We start from the raw sequence: 24,868 nt of genomic DNA, 5'->3' as shown, positions 1-24,868 counted from the left end.
CCATATTTGCGCGGCACGGTAATGCCCCACAGCCCGCTCTGGCTGTAGCCTTCCAGCTCGGCCCAGGGCAGGATGCGCTCGCTGTCGCGCCGGGCGGCGTCGCGGGCAAATTCGCTAGCCCAGTGGCGGGCCAGTTCCAGCGCTTCTTCATCGCTGGTGATTCGGTGGGCCGCCTGCGGCTTGGCCTGCTGGCCCTGCACCGGGCGCACTGCAGCCAGTTCACTCATGCTGCTCTCCTTTCAATTCCATTGATGACGTGCCGGAAACACACCGTTCAGGCTGTAATTGCCAATGGCGTGGTACTTCCAGCGCACCGGGTCGTGCAGGGTGTGCACGCGGGCATTGCGCCAGTGACGGTCCAGCTGGTGGCGCGCACGGGTGGCGGCTGAACCGGCCAGCTCGAACAGCTTTTCACTGGCTTGCAGGGCAATTTCGGTGGTCAGCACCTTGGCTTCAGCCACGGCAATGGACGCCTCGGCGCTGATGGCATCCGTCACCTCGACCGTGCGCAGGCGGTCCAGCGTACGTGCGGCATCGTCCAGTACTTCCAGTGCGGCATGCAGGTCGATCTGCAAGCGCGCCACCGCCTGAATCACATACGGGTCGTCGCTGGCACGACTGACGCCGGAATCCAGCCAGGGCCGGGCATGCTCACGCACAAACAAAATGGCGTCGCGCAGTGCCGCTTCGGCAATACCGGCGTCAATACTGGCCTGGATCAGTTGCGAAACCGGCCCGGTGAGATTGGGACGGTCCGCCAGTTGCCATACCGGCAGCAGTTGCGCCTCCTCCACCCGCACCCGCTCAAAGCGCACGCTGCCGCTGGCGGTGGTGCGCTGGCCAAACGAGGACCAGTCGTCAATCACCTCCACGCCCGGTGCATGCCGTGGCACCAGCACCTGTACGGTGAGGCCGGATTCATCGCGAGCGCGGGTGGGAATCCAGTCGGCAAACAAGGCACCGGTGGAGTAAAAACGCTGGCCGCTCAGGTAAAGGCCGTCCGCCTCGCGGCTCAGCCGGGTACTGAGCTGCTGCATGGGCTGCTTGCCCTTTTCCGGCCCGGCATTGCCCAGACGACGCCCGGACAGCACTTCGCTATAGATGAAGCGCAGCTGGGCAGGCGTGGCCAGCAGGGGGAACAGCTCCAGCACGGCAAAGTGGTTTTGCGGAATCTGCCCCAGCGAGGGGTCGGCCGCGCACAGGGTGCGGAACACCCGCGACAGTGTCAGCAGGCTGACGCCAGCACCACCAAATTCGCGCGGCACGGTAATGCCGCCCAGGCCGCTGGCGGAATAGCGCGCCAGCTCGGCCCAGGGCAGGCGGCGCTCGCGGTCGCGCACACCAGCTTCCACGGCAAACTCGGCCGCCAGCTGGCGTGCCACTTCCAGGGCTTCGGCATCGCTGCGGATCAGCGCGGCCTCTTGCAAGAATGCTTGTTGAGTCATGAATGGTTTCCGGCTTATTGACGATGATTGAGACGACGCGCCAGCACGTCACCGGCGGTCTGCACCACGCTGACCAGCACCACCAGGCCGATGAGCACAGACACCATCACCTGGGTATCAAAGCGCTGATAGCCATAGCGGATGGCCACGTCACCCAGGCCACCGGCCCCCACGGCACCAGCCATCGCCGAGGAGCCGATCATCGCCACCAGGGTGATGGTGAGGCCGGAGACAATGCCCGGCAGCGCTTCAGGCAGCAGCACATGCCACAACACATCGCGCTTGCGCCCGCCCATGGCCTGCACTGCTTCAATCAGCCCGCGGTCCACTTCGCGCAGGCTGACTTCGGCAATGCGGGCAAAAAACGGAATACCGGCCACCGACAGCGGCACCACCGCCGCCCACACGCCGATGGTGGTGCCCACCACCAGCCGGGTGAAGGGCAGCAGCACCACCAGCAGAATGATGAAAGGCACCGAGCGGAACACATTCACCACACTGCCCACACCCCGGTTGAGCCAGGGCCGGGCGTACAAATCGCCCGGGCCGGTGGTCACCAGCAGCAAGGCCAGCGTCAGGCCGAAAATGGCGGACACCAGCGCCGACACGCTGACCATTTGCAGGGTCTGCCAGGCGGCAGTCAGATACAGATCAAAAGAATCAGGCATGGTCGACGTACCCCAGGATGCGGATATTGCCGGCCGGAATGGCCAGCTGACGGGCCAGATCGCCCAGCCGGTTGCGTGACTGCGGTGCGCAGGCCAGCACCAGCCTGCCCTGCGCCCTGCCCTGTATGCGTTCCACACCGCCATGCAGCAGGCGGGTGGCCGGCCCCAGGGCTGCCACCAGCGGGCCCAGCGCCGGGTCCTGCCCGCTGACGCCATCCAGCCGCACATCCAGCAGCAGTTCCGACTGAGCACTGGCCGGTTCCTGCACGATGCGCCCGGCCACATCAGCAGGCAGCTCATGATTCAGCGAGGCCAGCAAGGCGCGGGTGGCATCGGCCTGCGGTGCACCAAACACCTGCCATACCGGCCCCAGCTCCACCACCTTGCCCGCTTCCAGCACGGCCACGCGGTCGCACACCTCACGGATGACGGCCATTTCGTGGGTAATCAGCACCACGGTGACCTTGAGTTGACGGTTGATATCGCGCAGCAGCGCCAGAATCGACTGGGTGGTTTCCGGGTCCAGTGCCGAGGTGGCTTCGTCGCACAGCAGCAGTTCCGGCTGATGCACCAGCGCGCGGGCAATGCCCACCCGCTGCTTCTGGCCGCCGGACAAGCGTGACGGATAGACATCGCGCTTGCCCTCCAGCCCCACCAGTTGCAGCAGGCTGTCGACGCGGGCGTCAATCTCGGCCTGCGGCAGCCCGGCTATCTTCAAGGGCAGGCCGATGTTCTGCGCCACCGTGCGCGAGGACAGCAGGTTGAAGTGCTGGAAAATCATGCCGATGCCACGCCGTGCCTGCGCCAGCTGGGCTTCGTTCAGGCCGGACAAATCCTTGCCCGCCACCAGCACCTGGCCGCTGCCAGGTGACTCCAGCCGGTTGATGGTACGCAGCAAGGTGGACTTGCCCGCGCCGCTGCGGCCGATGATGCCGAAAATTTCGCCACGCCGGATGTCAAAGCTCACATCCTGCAAGGCCTGCACGCTGCGGCCGCCAGCCTGGAACTGACGCCCCACCTGCCGGAAGCTCACCAGCGCCTCCCCGGCGGGTTCCGCCTCGCGCTGCCACAAGGCCGGGCCTTGTACTACCTCAGGCCGGATTGCCTCTGCCAAAGCATTCATGCGTCTCTCCCTCACAGCCAGGCCGGGGCGTACAACTTGCCGAACACCTTGTCCAGCGAGGCACGCACCTGCTTTGATTGCTGATAGATGGCAATGAAGCGGCGGATTTGCGCATTGTTCACATCCTGTTTGCGCACCACCCATTGCAGGGCGTAAATCCTGTTTTCCAGCCCGTCAAACAGCAGGGCATTGTCCGGGTTGTCGCCCGCCAGTTTGAGGAAGGACGGGTAGCCTTGCGCCAGATCCACATCATCCAGCGAGCGCGCCAGTTGCGAGGCTTCCAGCTGCACGATCTGCAGCTTGCGCGGATTGGCCACGATGTCCTGGATGGTGGCCTTGTAACCCAGGCCGGGCTTGAGCTTGATCAGCCCGGCTTTTTCCAGCAGCAGCAAGCCACGGCCGCCATTCACCGGGTCACCGGCAATGGCTACCTTGCCGCCCACCGGAATCTGGGCAAAGGATTTCCATTTGTGCGAATACAGGCCGATTTTCATGATGGTGCCGGGGGCAATCGGCACAAAGTCGTAACCGCCCTGCTTCTTGGCGTTTTCCAGAAACGGAATGTGCTGGAAATAATTGACATCGATATCGCCATTGGCCAGTGCGGCATTGGGCGTGTTCCAGTCGGAAAACTCCACCAGCTCCACATTCAGGCCCTGGGCCTTGGCTTCCTTCACCGCGATTTGCAGCGATTCGATTTGCGGGGTGGAGGACACCCCCACCTTGATGCCATTGGGACCGGCCACGGCCAGCGTACTGACAGCCAGCAACAGCGTGGCCAGCACACCGCCCCAGCGTGAAAATTTGATTGTTGATGACTGCATTGCAGACTCCCTGATGGTGGCTGCCGCAAGTGGGTGGGCAGCACATTCAGGGGACAGACTAACCATCCGGCATGCATCAACAAACCAATAAAATCGCCGTTTTATATCTTAAATTCAGATAAATACGGTCAAATGACGACAAAAACCGCCCATGCATACACATGAGCGGCCAACAGCTTCACATGCGTAATCCGGTCAGACGATGGCAGCAGCCTGCTCGAACTCAAGTCGCGGCCCGCGCGGCGGCAAGCCTTCCGTCACGCCATAGCCCAGGTTTACCACCAGCAGGCTGCGCCACTGGCCATCCGGGAAGAAGGCAGCATCCACGGCAGCGGCATCAAACCCGGCCATCGGCCCGGCATCCAGCCCCAGTGCTCGGGCAGCCAGAATCAGGTAGGCCGCTTGCAGGCTGGCATTCAGCCGCGCATGCGGTTCCACCAGTTGCGGCAGGCCATCATAAAAGCCCTTGGCGTCGTAGGCCGGAAACTGCGCAGGCAGATGTTGATGAAAGGCCGGGTCCCAGGCCAGCACCACGGTAAGCGGTGCCGCTGCGGTCTTGTCACGATTGCCGGACGACAATGCAGGCAGCAGTTTTTCCCGCGCCTCGGCACTGTGAATGAACAGGTAACGGCCCGGCTGGCCGTTGAAGGCAGTCGGCCCCCATTTCAGCAAGTCGTACAACTGGCGAATGGTGGCCTCAGTGACCGGTTTGTCCTGGAAGCGGTGATTGGAACGGGCCGCCACAAACAGCTGTTGCAAGGCGGCTTCGGGCAGAATGGCGCTCATGCCTGCTCCTTACGCCAGCGTGGCGATGGATACTTCGGTGGACTTGACGAAGGCAATCACCGGCGAGCCCACTTTCAGTTGCAGCTCGCGTACCGAACGGGTGGTAATCACCGAGGTGACAATGCCGGAGGCGGTTTCCACATCCACTTCGGACAGGACCGGCCCTTCCAGGATTTCCTTGATCACGCCCTTGAACTGGTTGCGGACATTGAGGGATTGAATGCTCATGCTGACTCCTTGATATGCGTGAAAGCTGGCAAGTCATGCGCCTGCCTGACGACTGACACGCTACCAGAGCCGGGACACCTCACTAAGCAAGAAAAACTGCATTGCTTAACAGCAATAATGCGTTAGCACCTTGGTCGCCCCTCATCACCGACAGCGCCGCACTCAGCCGGCAGCAGCGTCCTGCAAACGGGACTGCAACAAGGCGGTCATCCAGTTCATGAATACCTGCACCCGCTGCGGCAGCTGGCGACGGTTGGCATAGATGAAGGAAATCGGCATTGGTGCCGGGCGATAGTCAGGCAGTATTTCCACCAGCTGTCCGCTGGCAAGATAGCTGCGCATGCCCGGCTCGGGAGACTGCACGATGCCAAGGCCCGCCAGGCAGGCTGCGGTGTAGGCCTCGGAATTGTTCACCGTGAGCACACCAGCCATGGCCACATGGCGCAGCATGTCCGGCGCGTCCGGATCGACATACTCAAAGCCGGGGTCACGCCCGCCAAAGTTGTTCAGGTAGTGCACCAACTGGTGCTGCGCCAGATCGGCCGGTGACTGTGGCATGCCGTGTTCGGCGATATAGCGCGGGCTGGCGCAGTTGATCATCCGGTACTGCCCGACCGGCCTGGCAATCAGACTGGAATCCAGCAAGGCTCCCACCCGCAACACACAGTCAAAGCCCTCACGCACCAGGTCCACCCGCCGGTCGGTGCTGCTCAATTCCAGCTGCAAGGCCGGATGCTGGCGTAAAAAATCCGGCAGCTGCGGAATCACCAGCTCGCGCGCAATGGCCAGCGGCATGTCCACCCGCAAGCGGCCGCTGAGCGCGGCAGGCTGTTTGCGAAACATCTGCTGCAATTCGCTCATGTCAGCCAGCAGGTCCTTGCAGCGCTCCAGCACTACCTGCCCGTCCTGCGTCAGTTGCACGCTGCGCGTGGTCCGGTGCAGCAAGCGGGTGCCAAGCTGGTTTTCCAGCTGCTGCACTGCCAGCGAAACCGTTGCTTTGGGCAACCCCAGGCTTTCTGCCGCAGCAGTGAAACCGGAGAGTTCGGCAACGCGGACAAAAACCTGCATGGCGTCGAGTTGATTCATGACTGGCACCTGATTGTTACTAAATACTGGACAGTCTAGCCATAAATTGCATGTTTATCGGCAAATTAATCAGCAATAGACTGCACAGCATCCGGCAGGCAATGCCCCACTCCACCTCTCGCAGGAGAACACCATGCAACAACGCATCGCACTTATCACCGGCGGCAGCCGTGGCCTTGGCAAGAATGCAGCACTCAAGCTTGCCGCCAGGGGCATCGATGTCATCATCACCTACCACACCCGGCAGGACGAAGCCGACGCCCTGGTCCGCCAGCTAGAACAACTGGGCCGTCGCGCTGCGGCGCTGCAGCTGGATGCGGGCAATGTGCGCAGCTTTGCCACCTTTGCCGAACAGCTGAAAACCCTGCTGCAGGACAAATGGCAAACCGGGCAGATTCACCATCTGGTAAACAATGCCGGCATGGGCATTTACGGCAGCTTTGCCGAAACCACCGAGGAACAATTCGACGCACTGATGAATGTGCACCTGAAGGGGGTGTTCTTCCTCACCCAGACCCTGCTGCACTTGATAGCCGATGGCGGGCGTATCCTCAACGTCTCCAGCGGCCTGGCCCGCTTCAGCTTCCCTGGCTATGCCGCCTACGCCACCATGAAAGGCGCGGTGGAAACCCTCACCCGCTACCTGGCCAAAGAGCTGGGCCCGCGTGGCATTTCGGTAAACGTGCTGGCGCCCGGTGCCATCGAAACCGACTTCGGCGGCGGCCACACGCGTGACAACCCGCAGGTGAATGCCATGATTGCAGCCAATACCGCCATGGGCCGCGCCGGACTGCCGGACGACATTGGCGACGCCATCGCCGCCTTGCTGACATCGGACAGCAACTGGATTACCGGCCAGCGGATTGAGGCATCGGGCGGGATGATGCTGTAAGCACATCGTCGTCAGTACAAGACCGGGAGGCTGTCCGGCGCAGGAATGCGACGCGGACTGCCCTCCGGCCACGTTCACGACTGCCGTGCAGCCGCCACCATGCCGTCCAGCCAGTCCTGATGACCGTTGATCATGGGATTGGGTTTGGCTTGTGCCAATGCCTGCGCCGGCTTGCCCAGCTGGGTTTCCTGGGTGAGGATGCGCACCCGTCCGGCCGACAGTTCTTCAATCAGCCAGGCGTGATGCACATCCAGCCTGTCTTCCGCCGTGCTGCCGGCCCAGCCATGCCAGGCAATGCGCGCCGCTTGTCCCGGGACGGGAGCGACATGCTCCACTACTTGCGCCTCCACCGGGAAGCCGAAGGTTTCAAAGTAAAAACGGTCGCCCATGGCCAGCTCTGGCCCCTTGCCATCGTAAAAACGGGTATTGGCCGAATTGGCATAGTAGCTGGGCCACAGATGCGGGGTGTTGAGCAGGGTCCACAGTTTTTCGATGGTCACGCCAGTCACAATCACCTCATTGGAACAGTAATTGTCGGTAAAGCCGGGTACATAGCCAGCGGGCCAGATAATGTCACTCATGATGTTTTCCTTGCGGCAGTTAACAGTAAGAAAGTCTGCTGCTACTGTACGCAGCACACATCAATGAATAAATGGCGCTAAAATCACATTATCTATTACATCAAAGAACAAAAATGCCAGTATTCGATGCCACCCAGATCAGCACCATCGCCCTGTTTTGCAAAGCGGCAGAGCTGCGCAGCTTTTCCGCTGCCGCAGAAGCGCTGGGGCTGACGCCAGCCTCAGTCAGCCGGGCCATCAAGCGGCTGGAAGAACGGCTGGGGGTACGCCTGTTTGCACGCACCACACGCACCATGCGGCTGACCCACGAAGGCGAGCTGTACTGGCAAGAGTGCCGCCAGGCACTGGAACAGATTGCCGCAGCCGAACGCGCCATTACCGGCCAGCAGAAAGTACCCAGCGGCTTGCTGCGCATCAGTGTTGGCACCTTGTACGCCAACTACCGGCTGCTGCCCGTGCTGGAGGCATTCACCAGCGCCTATCCGCAGATCGAACTGGAGCTGAGCCTATCCAACCGGGTGGCCGATATTGTCGAAGAAGGTTACGACCTGGCCATCCGCATCGGCACGCCACAGGATTCCCGCCTGGTGGTGCAGAAGCTGGAAGATGCCACACTGGGCATTTTTGCCACACCCGGTTATCTCGCCCGGCGCGGCGTGCCACAGCAGATGGATGAGCTGGCCGGGCATGACTGTCTGCAATTCATCCTCCCCAGCACCGGCCGCGCCATGCCATGGCTGCTGACGCTACCGGATGGCCAGCCGCTGGACTATCAGTTCCATAGTCGCCTGCGCCTGCTGGACGATGCCCAGGGCTGCATCAGCTGGGGGATGGCCGGAGGCGGACTGTTCCAGACCTACCATTTCATTGCTGCGCCCGCACTGGCACGCGGCGAGCTGGTGGAAGTGATGCCGGATCACGCTGGCCGAGCCCGGCAGTTTTCCGTCACCTACCCGCAAAACCGTCACCTGTCGGCCCGGGTGCGGGCATTTGTCGACTTTCTGCTGGCCCGGCTGCGCCAGCCTGCCTGAAACCGGCCAGAAGCCGCACAGGCAGGCCCTGCCCCACCACGCAATACACCAGCCACACAACAGCCAAGCCGATTGACAAGGCCCCGGCCCTGCGGTTAGCCTGCGCAACATGGAAACGTTACCACAAACTGCCAACAGCATTCGCGAAGTGGCTGCGCTGGCGCAGACTTCCGTCTCCACCGTGTCGCGGGTGCTCAACCAGTCCGGCTATGTCAAGGCCGAGGTACGCGAGCGCATCGAACGGGTGATTGCCGCCACCGGCTTTGTCCCCAGCGCCGTGGCCAAGGGCTTGCAGCGCAAACAGTCCTCGCTGGTGGGCGTGGTGATTCCGCGTATCGACTCCTACAGCATCAGCGCCATGGTGGCGGGCATTTCCGCCGTGCTGGAAGCAGCGGGCTACAGCCTGCTGCTGGCGCATACCGACAATCAGGCCGAGCGCGAACTCAAAGCCCTGCAACTGTTCAAGGAGCAACGCGTCAACGGCGTGCTGCTGCTGGCTGCGGAACTGGGCGAGCAGCACCGCCAGGCTTTTGCCATGCTGCAACGCCCGCTGGTGGTGCTGGGTCAGGATGCATCGGACCTGGGCCTCAGCTGCGTATTGCAGGACGAATGTGCCGCCTCCACCGCCCTGACGCAGGCATTGCTGCAGCGCGGCCATCGGCGCATTGGCTTTATCGGCGTCAATGCCCGTGACGTTCAAGTAGGCGGCGAACGCAAACGCGGTTACCAGAACGCCCTGACAGCGGCAGGCCTTGTGCCGGATGAAGCCCTGATGACCGCTGGCGGCTTTGATTTTGCCAGCGCGGCACAGGCCGTGGACCAGCTGATGGCCCTGTCGCAGCGGCCCACTGCCCTGCTGGCTGCTACCGACCGGCTGGCCATTGGCGCCATCAGCCGTCTGGCAGAACTGGGCTTGCGCGTGCCGCAAGATGTTTCGGTGGCCGGCATGGGCGATATCGATATTGCCGCCATGATGCAGCCGCGCCTTTCCACCGTGCATTACGATTACCAGGCCAGTGGCCGCCAGGCAGCGCAATTGCTGCTGGACCAGTTGCAGCAAAAGACGGCCACCAACAGCAAGCTGGTGATGCCGTTCACCATCAAGATGCGCGATAGCGCACGGCAGTTGGCCCCGTAACACGATGGGGCTTTTTAAAACGCAAATGTGGTAACGTTACCATATGGAGGAGACAATGAATTACCAACAAATTGCCGCTGATATCCTGCCTCTGGTGGGCGGCGCAGAGAACATCGACAGCATTGCCCATTGCGCCACCCGGCTACGCCTGGTGCTACGCGACACGCAGCGGGTGGACAAGGCCGCGCTGGATGCGCTGGACAGCGTGAAAGGCAGCTTTGTCAATGGTGGTCAGTTCCAGATCGTGCTGGGGCAAGGGGTGGTCAACCACGTCTGCGCGGCGCTGATTGCCAGTACCGGGCTGAATCAGGCCTCTACCCAGGAAAGCAAGCAACTGGCGGCAGCCCGCCTGGGGCTGGCCCAGCGACTGGCGCAGACGCTGTCCAATATCTTTGTGCCCATCATCCCGGTCATCGTGGCCTGCGGCCTGCTGATGGGCGTCATCGGCACCGCCAAGACACTGGGGCTGGCCAGTGACACACCCTGGCTGCAGATGGTGGACATGTTCTCCAACACGGCCTTCGTGTTTCTGCCCATCCTGATTGCCTTCTCCGCCGCGCGCGAATTCGGCTGCAACCCTTTCCTGGCAGCCGCGCTGGGCGGCATCATGATTCACCCTGCCCTGCAGAATGCCTGGACGGTTGGTTCCGGCATTCATGAATACTGGACGCTGTTCGGCATGCATGTGGCCAAGGTGGGCTACCAGGGTACGGTGTTGCCGGTGTTGCTGGCGGTATGGGTGCAAAGTCATATCGAGCGCCAGTTGCGCCGCATCGTCCCCAACAGCCTGGACCTGATCCTTACCCCGTTTCTCACGCTGATGTGCAGTGCGCTGATTGCGCTGCTGCTGATCGGCCCCTTCGGCCGCATGCTGGGAGATGCCATTTCCATCAGCCTGATGCTGATCTACCAGCATGGCGGCGCACTGGCCGGCCTGCTGTTTGGTGGCCTGTATTCGCTGGTGGTGATTACCGGTGTGCATCACAGCTTCCATGCCATCGAAGCCGGCTTGCTCAGCAATCCGGCCATCGGCAAGAATTTCCTGCTGCCCATCTGGTCGATGGCCAATGTGGCGCAAGGCGGTGCCGCGCTGGCGGTGTTTTTCCGCACCCGTGACAACAAGGTCAGGCAGATCGCCCTGCCGGCCGCCCTGTCCTGCCTGCTGGGCATTACCGAGGCTGCCATCTTTGGTGTCAACCTGCGCTTTGTCCGTCCCTTTGTCGCCGCGGCACTGGGTGGCGCACTGGGCGGTGCCTGGGTGGTGTTCAACCAGGTGTCGATGAGCGCCATCGGCGTTACCGGCCTGCCCGGCATTGCCATTGTCCCGGCGGGCAGCATGCTGTCTTACATTGCCGGCCTGCTGATTGCCTTTGGCAGCGCCTTTGCCGCCAGTTGGCTGTTTGGCCTGAAAACACAGGATGCAAAGCGTGAGCAATAAGTCCCCCGCAGCCACGGGCAACTGGCGACCGGCCTTTCACCTGTCGCCCCCGCAAGGGCTGCTGAACGACCCCAACGGACTGGTTTATTTTGCCGGGCGTTACCATGTGTTTTTCCAGTGGAACCCCAATGCCTGCACACATGGTGCCAAATCATGGGGCCATGCCAGCAGCCCGGACCTGCTGGACTGGACCCTGCACCCGCCCGCCCTGCAACCGGGCGAGCGTTATGACAGCCACGGCTGTTATTCCGGCTCCGCCTGGGTAATGGATGAGCGGCTGTGGCTGATTTACACCGGCAATGTGCGCGATGGCGAAGTGCGCCACAGCTATCAATGCCTGGCGATGTCGGATGACGGCATCCACTTCACCAAGCTGGGCCCGACGCTGGAGCAGCCGCCCGCAGGCTATACCAGCCATTTCCGTGACCCACGCCTGTGGCGTGACTGGGACGGTTTTCATCTGGTGCTGGGCGCGCAGCGCAACAACGGCAGTGGCACGGTGCTGCATTTTCACAGCCCTACGCTGGAACGCTGGACGCTGCGCGGCGAGCTGCTACCCGGCAGCGACAACGGCTATATGTGCGAATGCCCGGACCTGCTCACCCTGCAACACCGCCAGTTGCTGCTGTTCTGCCCGCAAGGGCAGGCCGGCGCAGACTGGCCCTGGCCCAATGCCAATGCCAGCTGCTACACCAGCAGGCAGCTGGGCGGCGCTGTGTTTGATCCTCCGCACGCACTGGATTACGGCCCGGACTTCTATGCCCCGCAAACCCTGCACGGCCCGCATGGGGAACACATCCTGTGGGGCTGGATGGGACGGCCAGAACAGCCCGACACCCCCAGCGTGGCAGATGGCTGGAGCCACTGCCTGAGCGCACCACGGCTGCTGAGCTGGCGTGATGGCCTGCTCAGCCAGCAGCCGCACCCGGCACTGCAAGCCTTGCGTGGTGAGGGCGTATTCCTCACTGGCCAATCCATCAAGGATGAATGGCAGCATGCAGCCGTGCATGGTGAGTGCGCCGAGCTGCAACTCCGTCTGCATAGTAAGGACGGCAGCGCCTGTCACCTTGTCTTGCGACAAGGCCAGCACTGCCACACCCGGCTGAGCTGGCTGCCGGCCACGGCCGAGCTATTGCTGGACACCCGTCACAGCGGCAGCGCACAAGGCCGTATCAGCCGCGCACCACTCCCCGCTGGCCACAGCCTGCAACTGCATCTGCTGCTGGATCGCAGCACGCTGGAAGTATTTGCTGCCGATGGCACGGTGGTGATGTCGGCCTGCATCTTCCCCGATGCAGACGCCAAGGGCATCAGCCTGCAGGCAGAGGGCGACATCCATATCGAACAACTGGCGTTCTGGCCACTCAATGCCATGCCGGTACGCATGGCCGCAAGCGGAGAAAGCCTGACAGCATGACGCACCCGCACTATCTGGTTTTTGGTGAAGCACTGACCGACTTCATCCTGCAAGACGATGGCCGCTGGCAAGACTATCCGGGCGGCTCCTGCTGGAACGTGGCCCGCGTGGCGGCACGGCTGGGTGCCCGGGCAGCCTTTGCCGGAGCCGTCAGCCAGGACCGTTTTGGCGATGCCCTGTGGCAAGGCGCGCAAGCAGCGGGCCTGGACATGCGCTACACCCAGCAACTGCCCTACCCGCCGCTGCTGGCCATGGTGCCATCCACCCGGCCACCACAATATTTTTTCATTGGCGACAACAGTGCCGACCTGCACTTCGACCCCGCCCGCTTGCCTGCGGATTGGGAACAGTCGGTGCGCATTGCCCATTTTGGCTGCATCAGCCTGGCGCGCGAACCACTGGCCAGTCGCCTGGTGCAACTGGCCAGGCAGCTGGCGGCGCAAGGCTGCCGGATTGCCTTTGACCCCAACTTCCGCAACAGCATGCACACGCCGGGCTACCGGGCACATTTCAACGCCATGCTATGCCTGGCCGACTACATCAAGGTGGCGGACGACGACCTGTTCGGCCTGTATCCCGGGCTGGACAAGCACGCTGCGCTGGCCACCTTGCGGCGACAGGCCCCGCAAGCCAGCATCCTGTTCACCCGGGGTGCCGACGGCATGACGCTGTTTGCCAACGGCCAACAATACCAACAGGCCGCCCTGCCCGTTAGCGTGGCCGACACCGTGGGCTGCGGCGACACGGCCATGGGTAGCTGGATGACGCACTTGCTGCACCAGCCGGAGGCCATGCCGCAAGACTTGCTGCGCTTTGTTACCACCGCAGCGGCCTGCACTGCCAGACAGCATGGTGCGCATGCGCCCACACCGGATGAAGTAGCGCAGTTGTTGGCTAAGCACTCTGGCTGAGTGCCGTAATCAATAAAAAAGGCCATGCAGTGCATGGCCTTTTTTATTTCTCAAACAAAATCTCAGTGATGCTCGCCCGCACGCTGGCGGTTTACCTCGCACGGGGTTCCGGCGGTGCAGAAGGCATCATTGGCATTGCGCTGGGCATGTTGCTGGGTTGTCTGGCTTTGCGCCGGAGTATCGGAGGCAAAAACCTGGCTGCTGCATGCCACCAGCAGCAGGATGGGGGCGATGAATTTGTTCATGCTGTTTCCTTTGAATTTTAAATCGGTTTCGGATTTGGTGATGTTGGCTGGGGGACGCTGGCATCCCAGCTGCCGCCCAACGCACGGATCAGGCTGAGCGAAGCCAGGTAGCGGTCCTGACGGATGCTCAAGGCCTGACGCCGGATGCTCAGCTCGCTGCGCTGGGCATCCAGCAGTTCCAGCTGGCCGGTCTGGCCGTTGCGATAGCGCGAGTCGGCCAGCGCGCTGGCGCGGGCTGCGCTGTCCACTGCTTGCTGCTGGGCGGCTTCCTGCTGCGCCAGCAGGCGGATGTCGCTGAGCGAATCCTCCACTTCTGCCAGAGACTGCAGGATGCTGTGGCGGTAATCCGCCATCGCCACGTCCATGTCGGCACGGGCCGACCCCAGCAGTGCCTGACGGCGGCCGCCATCCAGCAGCGGCAGGGACAGCAGGCCTTCCACCGACCAGGCGCGAGCCGACCAGCGGAAGATGTCGCGCAGCTGCGAGCTGGCATAGCCACCGGCCGAGGTCAGTGTCAGGTCGGGAAACCAGGCGGCTTGCGCCACGCCGACGCGGGTCTGGGCGGCCAGCAGCTTGCGCTGGGCGGCTGCCACATCAGGACGGCGCGCCAGCATGGCAGCGGGCAAGCCGGCGGGAATCTGCGGCAGGCTGGCATTCCAGCTGCTTTCTTCCAGATGGAAGCCGGACGCCGGCTGGCCGGTCAGCACTGCCAGTGCGTTTTCCAGCTGGGCGCGCTGCCGGTCCAGCGCAATGGCCTGGGCGCGGGTGGCTTCGCTGTCGGCTTCGATGCGCGCCAGTGACAGGCCGGACTCCTCCCCGGCCTGATAGCGCTGGCGGGTGAGTTGTGCGGTGCGGGCATAGGACTGCACGGTGTCTTGCAGCAGCTGGCGTTGCTGGTCTAGCAGGCGCAGGCTGAAGTAAGTCTGTGCCACCTGACTGGCAACCAGCAGACGACTGCCCTGCAGCAACGCGGCACTGGCTTCGGCATCCAGCGCGGCGGCGCGACTGGCACCAGACAGGCGACCAGCCAGGTCGATTTCATAGCTGAAATTGGCCCCGACGCTGGTCAGCTTCACCGGCGTGGTGTTGCTGCTGCTCAGCAAGCTGGTACCGGACGGCCCGGCCCCGGCCTGCGTGCCGCGCGCATTGCCGACATTCACGCCCAGCTGCGGCATGCGGTCGGCATCGGCCACGCCCAGTGCGGCACGGGCCTGTTGCAGACGGGCCGCCGCTGCGGCGAGGTCGGTATTGTGTTGCAGCGCGCTGTCGATCAGCCGGTTCAGCGTGCTGTCCTGATACGCCAGCCACCAGTCGCCACGGGTGGCTGCATCGGCCGGGGCGGCCAGCGTCCAGCTGCCGTCGGCCAGTGTGGCCGCTGGCGGGTTCTTGAAGCTGGCCGGGGTGGCCGGCAGCTGGCTGCCATCGATGGCGGGCGGTGTGGCGCAGGCGCTTAGCGCAGCCGCCAGCAACAGGCCCAGGGTGATTCTGTTGATCATCTATCCGCTTCCTTATTCGACGTTATGGTGCTTGGCTGCCGGATGAAGTGCATGGCCGTGCTCATGCCCCATGGGCGGCTGGGCGATCGGGTCCAGATGCGGCACCTCGCCGTGCAGCTTCAATGGCCGGTTGCCGGACAGACGGCGCATCAGCACATAAAACACCGGGGTGAGGAACAGCCCGAATACGGTGACACCTATCATCCCGCTGAACACCGCCACGCCCATGGCATTACGCATTTCCGCCCCGGCACCTTGCGCCAGCACCAGCGGCAACACACCCATGATGAAGGCCATCGAGGTCATCAGGATGGGGCGCAAGCGCAGGCGGCTGGCTTCAATCGCCGCCTGTAGCGGGCTGCGACCAGCAAACTCCAGCTCGCGGGCAAACTCGACAATCAGGATGGCGTTCTTGGCACTCAGACCCACCAGCACCACCAGGCCTATCTGGGTAAACACATTGTTGTCACCGTGGCTCAGCCACACGCCGGCCATGGCCGCCAGCAGCGCCATCGGCACAATCAGGATGATGGCCAGCGGCAGCGCCAGGCTTTCGTACTGCGCCGCCAGCACCAGGAACACCAGCAGGATGGCAATGGGGAATACCCAGCTGCCGGAATTGCCCGCCAGGATTTCCTGATAGGTCAGCTCGGTCCACTCGTAGCCAATGCCCGGCGGCAGGGTTTGTGCTGCTACCCGCGCCACGGCCTCTTGTGCCTGTCCGCTGGAGTAACCCGGCGCGGCACCGCCGTTGATGTCAGCAGCCAGAAAGCCGTTGTAACGCATGGCCCGTTCCGGCCCGAAGCTGGGCTTGACCTTGAGCAGGGCCGACAGCGGCACCATGCTGCCGTTGGCCGAGCGCACCTGCAGCTGGCCCACGTCTTCCGGCCGCGCACGGAAGTTGGCATCCGCCTGCACCCGCACGGTGTAGGTACGGCCAAACTTGTTGAAGTCGTTGACGTACAGGCTGCCCAGATAAATCTGCATGGTGTTGAACACGTCGGTCACCTTCACCCCCAGCTGCTGGGCCTTGCTGCGGTCCAGGTCAGCCAGCAGTTGCGGCACGTTCAGCTGGTAGCTGGTATACAGCCCGGCCAGTTCCGGTGCCTTGGCGGCACCGGCCATGAAGGCCTTCACTGCCTTGTCCATGGCCTCGTAGCCCAGGCCGCCACGGTCCTCCAGTTGCAACTTGAAACCACCGGTGGTGCCCAGCCCCTGTACCGGCGGTGGCGGGAACATCACCACAAAGGCGTCCTGCAACTTGCCAAACTCGGCATTCATCGCACCGGCAATGGCATTGGCGCTCATGGCCTTGCCGCGCCGCTCCTCGAAGGGCTTGAGGGTGACAAACACGATGCCGGAGTTGGCACTGTTGGTGAAACCGTTGATCGACAGGCCGGGGAAGGCAATGGCGTGCTCCACGCCGGGTATCTTCAGCGCGATGTCACTCATGCGGTGAATCACCGCATCGGTGCGGTCCAGCGTGGCACCGTCCGGCAACTGGGCAAAGCCGATCAGGTACTGCTTGTCCTGCGCCGGCACAAAGCCACCCGGAATGCTGTGGAACAGCCCCGCCGTCAGCGCGGCCAGACCGGCATAGATGGCCAGCATGACAAACTTGCGGCCGATGGCCTGCTTCACGCCCTGGCTGTAACGGGTGGCGCCGCGGTTGAACAGGCTGTTGAAGCGGTCGAAGAAACCACCCAGCCAGCGGTCCATCTGGCGGGTCAGCCAGTCTTGCGGGGCATCGTGGCGTTGCAGCAGCAAGGCCGCCAGTGCCGGTGACAACGTCAGCGAGTTGATGGCGGAAATCACCGTGGAAATGGCAATGGTCAGCGCAAACTGCTTGTAGAACATGCCGCTCAGGCCGCCGATAAAGGCCAGCGGCACGAATACCGCCACCAGCACCAGCGCAATGGCGATGATGGGGCCGGACACTTCACGCATGGCGCGGTAGGAGGCTGCACGCGGGTCCAGCCCGGCCTCGATGTTGCGCTCCACGTTTTCCACCACCACGATGGCGTCATCCACCACAATGCCGATGGCCAGCACCAGCCCAAACAAGGACAGGGTATTGATGGTGAAGCCAAAGCCGTGCATCACCGCGAAAGTACCGACAATGGACACCGGCACCGCCAACAGCGGAATCAGCGAAGCACGCCAGGTTTGCAGGAACAGGATCACCACCAGCACCACCAGTGCAATGGCTTCCAGCAGGGTATGTACTACCGATTCGATCGACGCCCGCACAAACTGGGTGGGGTCGTAGTCGATGGCGTAGTCCACCCCTTCGGGCATGGATTTCTTCAGTTCGGCCATGGTGGCACGCACCTGGTCGGAAATCTGCAAGGCATTGGAGCCAGGGGCTTGCGATACCGGAATGGCCACTGCCGCCTTGTTGTCCAGCGTGGAGTGCAGTGCGTATTCCGACGCGCCCAGCTCGATGCGGCCCAGCTCACGCAGGCGCGTTACCGCACCGTCGGCACCGGTCTTGACGATGATGTCGCCGAATTCCTGCTCGGTTTGCAGGCTGCCCTGCGCGTTGATGGGGAATTGCAGCTGGATGCCCTTGGCACTGGGCGAAGCACCGATGCTACCGGCCGCGGCCTGCACGTTCTGTTCGCGGATGGCCGTTACCACCTCGCTGGCCGACAAGCCATGCATGGCCACTTTTTGCGGGTCCAGCCAGATGCGCATGGAGTAATCGCCCGCGCCATACAAGCCCACCTGCCCTACCCCGCTGATACGCGCCAGCCGGTCACGCACATTGAGAATGGCGTAGTTGCGCAGATAGGTCATGTCGTAGCGGCCATTGGGCGACAGCAAATGCACCACCAGCGTCAGGTCCGGGCTGCTCTTGATTGTGGTCAGGCCCAGGCGGCGCACGTCTTCCGGCAGGCGCGGTTCGGCCTGCGCCACGCGGTTTTGTACCAGTTGCTGCGCCTTGTCCGGGTCGGTGCCGATCTGGAAAGTTACCGTCAGCGTCATCAGGCCGTCGGTGGTGGCCTGGCTGCTCATGTACAGCATGCCTTCGGTGCCGTTGATGGCTTCTTCCAGCGGCGTGGCCACCGATTCGGCAATCACCTTGGGGTTGGCACCGGGAAACTGCGCCCGCACGATGATTTGCGGCGGCACCACTTCCGGGTATTCCGAAATCGGCAACACCCGCAAGGACAGCAGGCCCGCCAGGAAAATCAGCAGCGACAACACCCCGGCAAAAATCGGGCGGTCGATGAAGAATTTGGATAGGTTCATGAATGTCTTTCGCGTGGAAATCAGCTATTGGCCGCCGCAGTGGCCGGGGGCTGCATCGGCACCATGTGCGGTGCTACCGCTGCGCCCGGCTGCACTTTCTGCAGGCCGTCCACAATCACCCGCTCACCGGCACGCAGGCCGGCGGTGACAATGCGCAGGCCATCGACACTGGCCCCCAGCTGCACCTGGCGGTAACGCGCCTTGCTGTCCTTGTCGACCACCATGACAAAGCGCTTGTCCTGATCGGTGCCGATGGCCTGTTCGTTCAGCAACAGCGCCGGATGCCGCTTGGCCTGCCCCAGCCGGATGCGCACGAACTGGCCGGGAATCAGTACCCCGTCGCGGTTATCCACCGTGGCGCGCAGCTTGACCGTGCCGCTCTTGCCATCCACCTGGTTGTCCACCAGTTGCAGCTTGGCGGGGAAGGTTTGCGCGGTACTGGTGGCTACCTGCAGCGGAATGTCACCCAGCCGCGCACGGGCAGCGCCGGCATCCGGCAGCTCGGCCAGTGCCTTGTTCACGGTTTCTTCGTCGGCATCAAAGCTGGCATACACCGGGTTTACCGACACCAGCGTGGTAAGCACCGGCGAATCCGGCCCGGCCGATACCAGGTTGCCGGTAGTCACCAGCAGCTTGCCCACCCGGCCGGATACCGGCGCGCGGATGACGGTGTAGCCCAGGTTCAGCCGTGCCGTCTGCAAGGCGGCCTGCGCCGCTTTCAGGCTGGCATCGGCGGCGCGGGCGGCATTGTTGCGCTCGTCGGCATCGCGCTGCGCAATGGCGTGGTCGGCCAGCATGTGGCTAGCGCGTTCCTGCTCGCTGCGGGCAAACACCAGCTGGGACTGGGCGGCCGCCACCTGGGCGGCGGCGCGGTCCACCTCGGCCTGATACGGCGCGGGGTCGATAGTCACCAGCAGGTCGCCTGCCTTTACCAGCGCACCTTCACGAAAGTGCACGGACTGGATGGCACCGGCCACGCGCGAGCGCAGCTCCACTCGCTCCACCGCCTCCAGGCGGCCGGAAAAATCCTGCCAGGTGCTGACTTCCTGCTGTACCAGCAAGGCAGCAGAAACAGGAACAGCCTGGCTGGCGGCAGACGGGGCATCCGCCTGCACCGTCTGGCTATGCAGGCCCAGCCAGGTGGCGGTGCCAAGTGCAGCCAGCACGGCAAAGGAAATGGCAGTCACGGCCAGCGGTCGCCGGCCCTTGTTGGGTGGGTTCATGTGTTTGGTTCCGTAAGGTCAGCACAGATGGCCAGCGCAATGCGCGTGACCGGACAGGTAAGGCGACGCAGCGCCTGTGCGGGCTGGCCGCATTGGCGCTGTCTTGTTGTCGGGTGAACAAAGCACAACGGCCGGCACATGCCAGCCGGGTATTCACCGCTTGATCAGGGACGCAAATGTATCAGCTGTGAATTTGCTGAACTAGATGCAATTTCATGCATGCCATTGTGAGATAAATTCATCAATGACAGTGCAAGCTGCTCCGGGTGTGCGGCGGCAGGGGGATTACTGCGCTCAGTCGGCGTGGTAGCGCAAGGCGTCCACCAGCAGCATCAGCGCACGGGAGGACTGGCGACGGCTGGGGTAGTAGAGATGAAAACCGGGAAACACCGCGCACCAGGGTTGCAGTACTTCCTGCAGGCGGCCATCGGCGAGATAAGGCTGCACATAGTCACGGGCGGTATAGGCAATGCCCATGCCGGCCAGCGCTGCATTCAGCATCTGAGGCAGGGTGTTGATGATGAGCTGCCCCCCCACCCGGATGGAAAACTTGTTTGCGCCCTGCTCGAACTCCCAGGCGTACAGCCCGCCATAGGTGGGCAGACGCATGCTGATGCAGTTGTGTTCGGTCAGGTCACGCGGGTGCGCTGGCACACCATGGCGGGCAAAATAGCCCGGCGTGGCCACCACGGTGGTCTGGATATCCGGGCTGATGCGTACGGCAATCATGTCGCGCGCCACCTGGTCGCCAAAGCGGATACCGGCATCAAAGCGCTGCGCCACGATATCGGTCAGGCCGTAATCGATGGATAGCTCCACCTGCACATCCGGGTAGTCCGGCAGTAGCTGCGCCAGCTTGGGCAGCAGGTATTGCTCGGCGGCAAAGTCCGTTGCGGTAATGCGGATGCTGCCCGCCGGTTTGTCACGCTGCTCGCGCAGCACCGACAGCTCGGCTTCGATTTCGTCCAGCCGGGGAGCAAAAATGGCCAGCACCTGCTCCCCTGCCGTGGTCAGCGCCACACTGCGGGTGGTACGGGTAACCAGACGCATGCCCATGCTTTCCTCCAGCGCGCGCATGGTGTGGCTCACGGCCGAGGGCGATACGCCCAGCTTGGCCGCCGCACGGGTAAAGCTGCCTTCGCGGGCTACCAGGACAAAAGTGCGCAGATCATTCAGGTTTTCGCGGGCCATTATTGAAATAATCTCATTTGGACTGGCGCATTATTTTGCAAGATGACGCAATGCGCCAGCACAATCTGCCATCTTCGCCGGTGGCAGGCCTGCTTTGCCAGAACAAGCAACAGCAACCGCCAGCCAGACCATTGCCGCAACACATCTCCCGCCAGCCGTACAGCGCACTTGCCTGTGACAGATGCGCACAGCTAGAATGAGTAATTACTCACTTACTTTCCCGCCCATGGCTCTCCCCCGCAGTGAAGAAAAACGCATCGCCTTGCTGGAATCTGCCGCCGACATCATGGCTGCGCAGGGGCTTGGTGCGTCCACTGCGTCCATCGCCCGTGGTGCTGGCGTGGCCGAAGGCACGCTGTTCCGCTATTTCGCCACCAAGGATGTGCTGTACAACGCGCTCTACACCCACCTGAAGCTGGATCTGGCTGCCGCGCTGCGCCAGCACATGGCCGTGCACGACAGCCTGGACGAACAAGTACGTGCGCTGTGGGATGCCTACATCGACTGGGGCGTGAGCAATCTGTCCTTTTTCAAGACGCTGAACCAGCTGGTGGTATCGGACAAGGTAACCGATGAAACCCGCTGCACGGTGGCAAGCCAGCTGTCCGACATCAAATGTGTCGCCCAGGCCTGCTCTGACAACAACGGCCTCTCCGCCCTGCCCGGCGGCTTTGCCGATGCGGTGTTCATGGCGCTGGCGGAAACCACCATCCAGTTTGTGGTGCGCGACCCTGCCAATGGCCAGGCTTACAAGAGCGCCGGATTCCGGGTGTTTTGGTCCGGCTCGGTGCGCTAATCATTGCGCCGATTTTTTTGCTCATTTTTTGCTCAATAAATGAGTGAGTACTCACAACAGGATTTTGCCATGCACTATGCGCGACTGGGCCTTGGCGGCCCCACCCTCTCCCGGCTGGCCTGTGCAGTACCGCGGCCAGACCCGGCCTGCCCGGATGCAGCACAACAGACAGCCCGCAGCATAGCCCAGGCACTGGATGCCGGCATCAATCTGTTTGATGCCGCCAGCTGCATGGACGGTATGGCGGAATCGCTGCTGGCCAAGGCACTGGGCAAGCGCCGTGCCGAAGTGCTGGTCAGCAGCCGGCTTGGCGCGCGGCGCAACGGCACCCACAGCCACCCTGGCCTGTCGCGCAGCGATATTGCATGGTCCATCGAGCAAAGCCTGAAACGGCTGGGCAGCGACTGGCTGGACCTGTGCGTGGTACCGCATGAAGACCCGTACACGCCGCTGGAAGAAACCCTGCAAACGCTGGACGACATGGTGCGGGCCGGGAAAGTGCGTTATCTGGGCTTTGCCAACTGGCCCGCCTGGAAGGCAGCCAGAGCGCTGGAATTACAGCAGCGTCACGGCTGGGCACCCTTCTGTTTTGGCGAGCTGCACTACGCCCTGAATACCCGCAGCCCGGAGCGGGAAACCATCCCCATGCTGCAAAGCTATGGACTGGGCCTGATCGTGAAGCCCCAGCCAGCAGGCATGCCGTTCAGCAATGCGGGCGCGGTACCCACCCAGGGCTACCTGACCGGCACCACAGTCCCGGACAACCCGCGCAGCAATCACCGGCTGGCCGAACTGTTACGTAACATTGCCGATGGTCATCAGGCCAGCGCCAACCAGATTGCGCTGGCCTGGCTGCTGGCCCGCGACCCGGTTTCCAGCATCGTGCCGGCATTCAACAACGCCATGCAGCACGCAGAGGCCCTGCACGCCACCACCTTGCAGCTATCCGCCACCGAATTGCTGCTACTGGATGCCGCCAGCGCCCCCACCCCGCTGTTGCCGGACTGGTTTGCGCCGCAGGAGCAGATGCCAGCAGCACAGGGCGAGCTGGAAAGAAGCTGCGCCTGAGCCCGCTGCAAGCCATTTCATTTCCCTCACCAGGAAGAAACCCGATGCCCACCTTGAACACAGACAAACCGGCAGCCGAAACCGGCCAGCCATCCCCCGGCGGCAGCCTGCTGCGTGATGGCCGCTATCGCAATGCCCAGCCACGCCGCGCTGGCGGGCTGCGCGACACCCTGCGCATCATGCTGCGCTTTTTTACCGACAAATCACCCCATGCGGTACCGGCCCAGCCCATCCAGCCGCTGCCGCTGAGCCCGGCTGACCTGGCTGCTGCACCAGACAACAGCCTGTGGCGGCTGGGGCATTCCACCGTACTGTTCAAGCTGGATGGCGCTTTCCTGCTGACCGACCCGGTGTTCAGCCAACGCGCCTCACCATTCTCCTTCATCGGCCCCAAGCGCTTCCATGCGCCACCCATCGCGCTGGAGGCCTTGCCCCAACTGGACGTGGTGATCATCTCCCACGACCACTACGACCACCTGGACCGCAGCACCGTACTGGCCTTGCAACACAAAACCCGCCTGTTCATCACCCCGCTGGGCGTAGGCCAGCGCCTGCAGGACTGGGGCATTCCGGCGGAAAAAATCCGCCAGCTGGATTGGTGGCAAGGCGTGACTGCCGGGCCGCTGCACATCACCGCCACCCCGGCCCAGCACTTTTCCGGGCGTGGCCTGCGGGATGGCAACCGCACCCTGTGGGCGTCATGGGTGATTGGCAGCAGCCAGAGCCGGGTCTTTTTCAGCGGGGATAGCGGTTATTTCGACGGCTTTCGCCAGATTGGCCTGCGCCACGGCCCCTTCAACCTCACCCTGCTGGAAAACGGTGCCTACAACGAAGACTGGGCGGATGTACACATGCACCCCGAGCAAACCCTGCAAGCCCATCTCGACCTCGGTGGCGAAGTGCTGATACCCATCCACAACGGCACCTTCGATCTGGCACTGCATGGCTGGACCGAACCGCTGGAGCGCATCAGCACACTGGCTGCCCGGCACGATGTCTGCCTGCGCACACCACGCTTCGGCGAGCGGCTGGATATCCTGCACCCAGCCCAGACCCAGCCATGGTGGCGTCACAGCGAAGCCGGCAGACCACGCCTTGGCGCAATAGCCCATGCCGACCCACTGACCGAGGCAGACTAGACAGCGCCAATATCAGCCCAGCAGCCGGACAAGACAAAACGTCCCGCTCGCGCCTGCACGCGAGGGGACGTTTGCGTTTACGGCTACAGAATCAGAATTCCTGAACAGTCGGGCGCAATACCACTTCATTGATGGCCACATCCGCCGGCTGTTCGATGACGTAGGCAATGGCGCGGGCAACCGAATCGGCAGGAATGGCTTCTTGCTGATAAAACGCCACGATTTCCTCACGGCTGGCCGGGTCGCCGGAACCAAACTTCAGCTCACTCTCCACCGCGCCCGGCTCGATGGAGGTCACTCTCACCTTGCCCGCCAGTTCCTGACGCAAGCCATCGGAAATGGCGCGCACGGCAAACTTGGTGCCCGAATACACCGTGCCGCCCGGCGCAAACACCTTGATGCCGGCCACCGACGAAATATTGATCACATGGCCGCCTCCTTGCTGCTCGAACAGGGGCAGAACAGCGGCAATGCCATACAGCACACCCTTGATATTGATGTCTATCATGCGGTCCCACTCGTCGCTGCGCAGTTGCGAGATAGGGGCAATGGCCATCAGGCCTGCATTGTTGATCATCACGTCAACGCGACCAAAGGCAGCACGCCCGGCATCCACCAGCGCCTGCACTTGCGCCTTGCTGGTGACATCGGTCACCGCATGTACTGCCTCACCACCAGCCTGGCGAATATCCTCCACCAGTGCCTGCAAACGGTCGGCCCGACGGGCACCCAATACCACCCGTGCGCCCAGTGCCGCCAGATGACGTGCAGTGGCTTCACCCAGTCCGCTGCTGGCACCCGTAATCACCACGACTTTTCCTGCGATTCCATTCGACATTGCTTGCTCCATGTGATGGCGGGTCCGTCCCGCCTTGCATCGCAGTATC

At 62.9% G+C, this 24,868-nt stretch carries 23 protein-coding genes and 1 pseudogene; 9 read left to right on the top strand and 15 right to left on the bottom strand.

The window, feature by feature from the left end; all coding sequences use genetic code 11:
- From JHD62_RS11005 to JHD62_RS10970, 8 genes and pseudogenes are all read right to left on the bottom strand, one after another.
- Positions 1-227: pseudogene (locus tag JHD62_RS11005) on the bottom strand (SfnB family sulfur acquisition oxidoreductase); the annotation flags it as partial.
- Positions 228-239: 12 nt separating this feature from the next.
- Entirely contained in the window at positions 240-1,445 is a 1,206-nt protein-coding gene (locus tag JHD62_RS11000; RefSeq protein WP_199102924.1) for an SfnB family sulfur acquisition oxidoreductase, read from the bottom strand.
- A 14-nt stretch (positions 1,446-1,459) separates the two neighbouring features.
- Positions 1,460-2,113 (bottom strand): methionine ABC transporter permease, encoded by a 654-nt coding sequence (locus JHD62_RS10995; RefSeq protein WP_199102923.1) that lies wholly within the window; start codon positions 2,111-2,113, stop codon positions 1,460-1,462.
- Positions 2,106-3,236 (bottom strand): methionine ABC transporter ATP-binding protein, encoded by a 1,131-nt coding sequence (locus tag JHD62_RS10990; RefSeq protein ID WP_199102922.1) that lies wholly within the window; start codon positions 3,234-3,236, stop codon positions 2,106-2,108. Before JHD62_RS10990 ends, JHD62_RS10995 begins: the two co-directional genes overlap by 8 nt.
- Positions 3,237-3,247: 11 nt before the next feature.
- Entirely contained in the window at positions 3,248-4,060 is an 813-nt protein-coding gene (locus tag JHD62_RS10985; protein WP_199102921.1) for a MetQ/NlpA family ABC transporter substrate-binding protein, read from the bottom strand.
- A gap of 195 nt (positions 4,061-4,255) precedes the next feature.
- Complete coding sequence (locus JHD62_RS10980; RefSeq protein WP_199102920.1) at positions 4,256-4,846, bottom strand: malonic semialdehyde reductase; 591 nt, start codon at positions 4,844-4,846, stop codon at positions 4,256-4,258.
- Between the two features lie 9 nt (positions 4,847-4,855).
- On the bottom strand, positions 4,856-5,074 hold the full coding sequence (locus tag JHD62_RS10975) for a molybdopterin-binding protein (RefSeq protein ID WP_045847830.1): 219 nt from the start codon (positions 5,072-5,074) through the stop codon (positions 4,856-4,858).
- A 162-nt stretch (positions 5,075-5,236) separates the two neighbouring features.
- Positions 5,237-6,160: a LysR family transcriptional regulator gene (locus JHD62_RS10970; RefSeq protein ID WP_199102919.1), complete on the bottom strand. Its 924-nt coding sequence runs from the start codon at positions 6,158-6,160 to the stop codon at positions 5,237-5,239.
- 133 nt (positions 6,161-6,293) lie between these two features.
- Here JHD62_RS10970 and JHD62_RS10965 point away from each other — a divergent pair, with 133 nt between their 5' ends.
- The gene (locus tag JHD62_RS10965; RefSeq protein WP_199102918.1) at positions 6,294-7,052 is read left to right on the top strand and encodes an SDR family NAD(P)-dependent oxidoreductase; all 759 of its coding nucleotides are present in this window, start codon (positions 6,294-6,296) and stop codon (positions 7,050-7,052) included.
- Positions 7,053-7,126: 74 nt separating this feature from the next.
- Here JHD62_RS10965 and JHD62_RS10960 read toward each other — a convergent pair whose 3' ends face one another.
- Positions 7,127-7,633 carry an SRPBCC domain-containing protein gene (locus JHD62_RS10960; RefSeq protein ID WP_199102917.1) on the bottom strand — a complete coding sequence of 169 codons (507 nt, stop codon included), beginning with the start codon at positions 7,631-7,633 and terminating at the stop codon, positions 7,127-7,129.
- Positions 7,634-7,746: 113 nt separating this feature from the next.
- On the opposite strand from JHD62_RS10960, the gene JHD62_RS10955 reads away from it, so the two are divergent.
- The 5 genes from JHD62_RS10955 to JHD62_RS10935 all read left to right on the top strand — a co-directional run bounded on the left by JHD62_RS10955 (position 7,747) and on the right by JHD62_RS10935 (position 13,568).
- Positions 7,747-8,664 (top strand): LysR family transcriptional regulator, encoded by a 918-nt coding sequence (locus JHD62_RS10955; protein WP_199102916.1) that lies wholly within the window; start codon positions 7,747-7,749, stop codon positions 8,662-8,664.
- Positions 8,665-8,773: 109 nt separating this feature from the next.
- A complete protein-coding gene (locus JHD62_RS10950) occupies positions 8,774-9,802 on the top strand; it encodes a LacI family DNA-binding transcriptional regulator (protein ID WP_199102915.1) in 1,029 nt (342 codons plus the stop codon).
- A gap of 55 nt (positions 9,803-9,857) precedes the next feature.
- Positions 9,858-11,240, top strand: coding sequence for a sucrose-specific PTS transporter subunit IIBC (locus JHD62_RS10945; protein WP_199102914.1), 1,383 nt, complete (start codon positions 9,858-9,860; stop codon positions 11,238-11,240).
- On the top strand, positions 11,230-12,657 hold the full coding sequence (locus tag JHD62_RS10940) for a glycoside hydrolase family 32 protein (protein WP_199102913.1): 1,428 nt from the start codon (positions 11,230-11,232) through the stop codon (positions 12,655-12,657). The genes JHD62_RS10945 and JHD62_RS10940 overlap by 11 nt, the downstream gene beginning before the upstream one ends.
- Positions 12,654-13,568 (top strand): carbohydrate kinase, encoded by a 915-nt coding sequence (locus tag JHD62_RS10935; RefSeq protein WP_199102912.1) that lies wholly within the window; start codon positions 12,654-12,656, stop codon positions 13,566-13,568. The genes JHD62_RS10940 and JHD62_RS10935 overlap by 4 nt, the downstream gene beginning before the upstream one ends.
- 62 nt (positions 13,569-13,630) lie before the next feature.
- Here the strand turns inward: JHD62_RS10935 and JHD62_RS10930 are convergent, their stop codons facing one another.
- The 5 genes from JHD62_RS10930 to JHD62_RS10910 all read right to left on the bottom strand — a co-directional run bounded on the left by JHD62_RS10930 (position 13,631) and on the right by JHD62_RS10910 (position 20,978).
- Positions 13,631-13,813 (bottom strand): hypothetical protein, encoded by a 183-nt coding sequence (locus JHD62_RS10930; protein ID WP_199102911.1) that lies wholly within the window; start codon positions 13,811-13,813, stop codon positions 13,631-13,633.
- 17 nt (positions 13,814-13,830) lie between these two features.
- On the bottom strand, positions 13,831-15,309 hold the full coding sequence (locus JHD62_RS10925; protein WP_199102910.1) for an efflux transporter outer membrane subunit: 1,479 nt from the start codon (positions 15,307-15,309) through the stop codon (positions 13,831-13,833).
- Positions 15,310-15,321: 12 nt separating this feature from the next.
- Positions 15,322-18,564 carry an efflux RND transporter permease subunit gene (locus JHD62_RS10920; protein WP_199102909.1) on the bottom strand — a complete coding sequence of 1,081 codons (3,243 nt, stop codon included), beginning with the start codon at positions 18,562-18,564 and terminating at the stop codon, positions 15,322-15,324.
- Positions 18,565-18,584: 20 nt separating this feature from the next.
- A complete protein-coding gene (locus JHD62_RS10915; protein WP_199102908.1) occupies positions 18,585-19,787 on the bottom strand; it encodes an efflux RND transporter periplasmic adaptor subunit in 1,203 nt (400 codons plus the stop codon).
- Between the two features lie 294 nt (positions 19,788-20,081).
- The gene (locus tag JHD62_RS10910) at positions 20,082-20,978 is read right to left on the bottom strand and encodes a LysR family transcriptional regulator (RefSeq protein ID WP_199102907.1); all 897 of its coding nucleotides are present in this window, start codon (positions 20,976-20,978) and stop codon (positions 20,082-20,084) included.
- A gap of 226 nt (positions 20,979-21,204) precedes the next feature.
- Between JHD62_RS10910 and JHD62_RS10905 the strand changes: the two genes are divergently transcribed.
- From JHD62_RS10905 to JHD62_RS10895, 3 genes are all read left to right on the top strand, one after another.
- Positions 21,205-21,774: a TetR/AcrR family transcriptional regulator gene (locus tag JHD62_RS10905; RefSeq protein WP_131359685.1), complete on the top strand. Its 570-nt coding sequence runs from the start codon at positions 21,205-21,207 to the stop codon at positions 21,772-21,774.
- 69 nt (positions 21,775-21,843) lie between these two features.
- Positions 21,844-22,842, top strand: coding sequence for an aldo/keto reductase (locus JHD62_RS10900; protein ID WP_199102906.1), 999 nt, complete (start codon positions 21,844-21,846; stop codon positions 22,840-22,842).
- 44 nt (positions 22,843-22,886) lie between these two features.
- Positions 22,887-23,981, top strand: a complete 1,095-nt coding sequence (locus tag JHD62_RS10895) for an MBL fold metallo-hydrolase (RefSeq protein WP_199102905.1) — start codon at positions 22,887-22,889, stop codon at positions 23,979-23,981.
- A gap of 91 nt (positions 23,982-24,072) precedes the next feature.
- On the opposite strand, the gene JHD62_RS10890 is transcribed toward JHD62_RS10895, so the two are convergent.
- The gene (locus tag JHD62_RS10890; RefSeq protein ID WP_199102904.1) at positions 24,073-24,819 is read right to left on the bottom strand and encodes an SDR family oxidoreductase; all 747 of its coding nucleotides are present in this window, start codon (positions 24,817-24,819) and stop codon (positions 24,073-24,075) included.
- Positions 24,820-24,868: the final 49 nt, after the last annotated feature.

This window comes from Aquitalea sp. ASV11 (assembly GCF_016429185.1).
Lineage (GTDB): Bacteria > Pseudomonadota > Gammaproteobacteria > Burkholderiales > Chromobacteriaceae > Aquitalea > Aquitalea pelogenes.
Note: the sequence above shows the minus strand (reverse complement) of the source record. Positions and strands in the feature narration are given on the sequence as shown.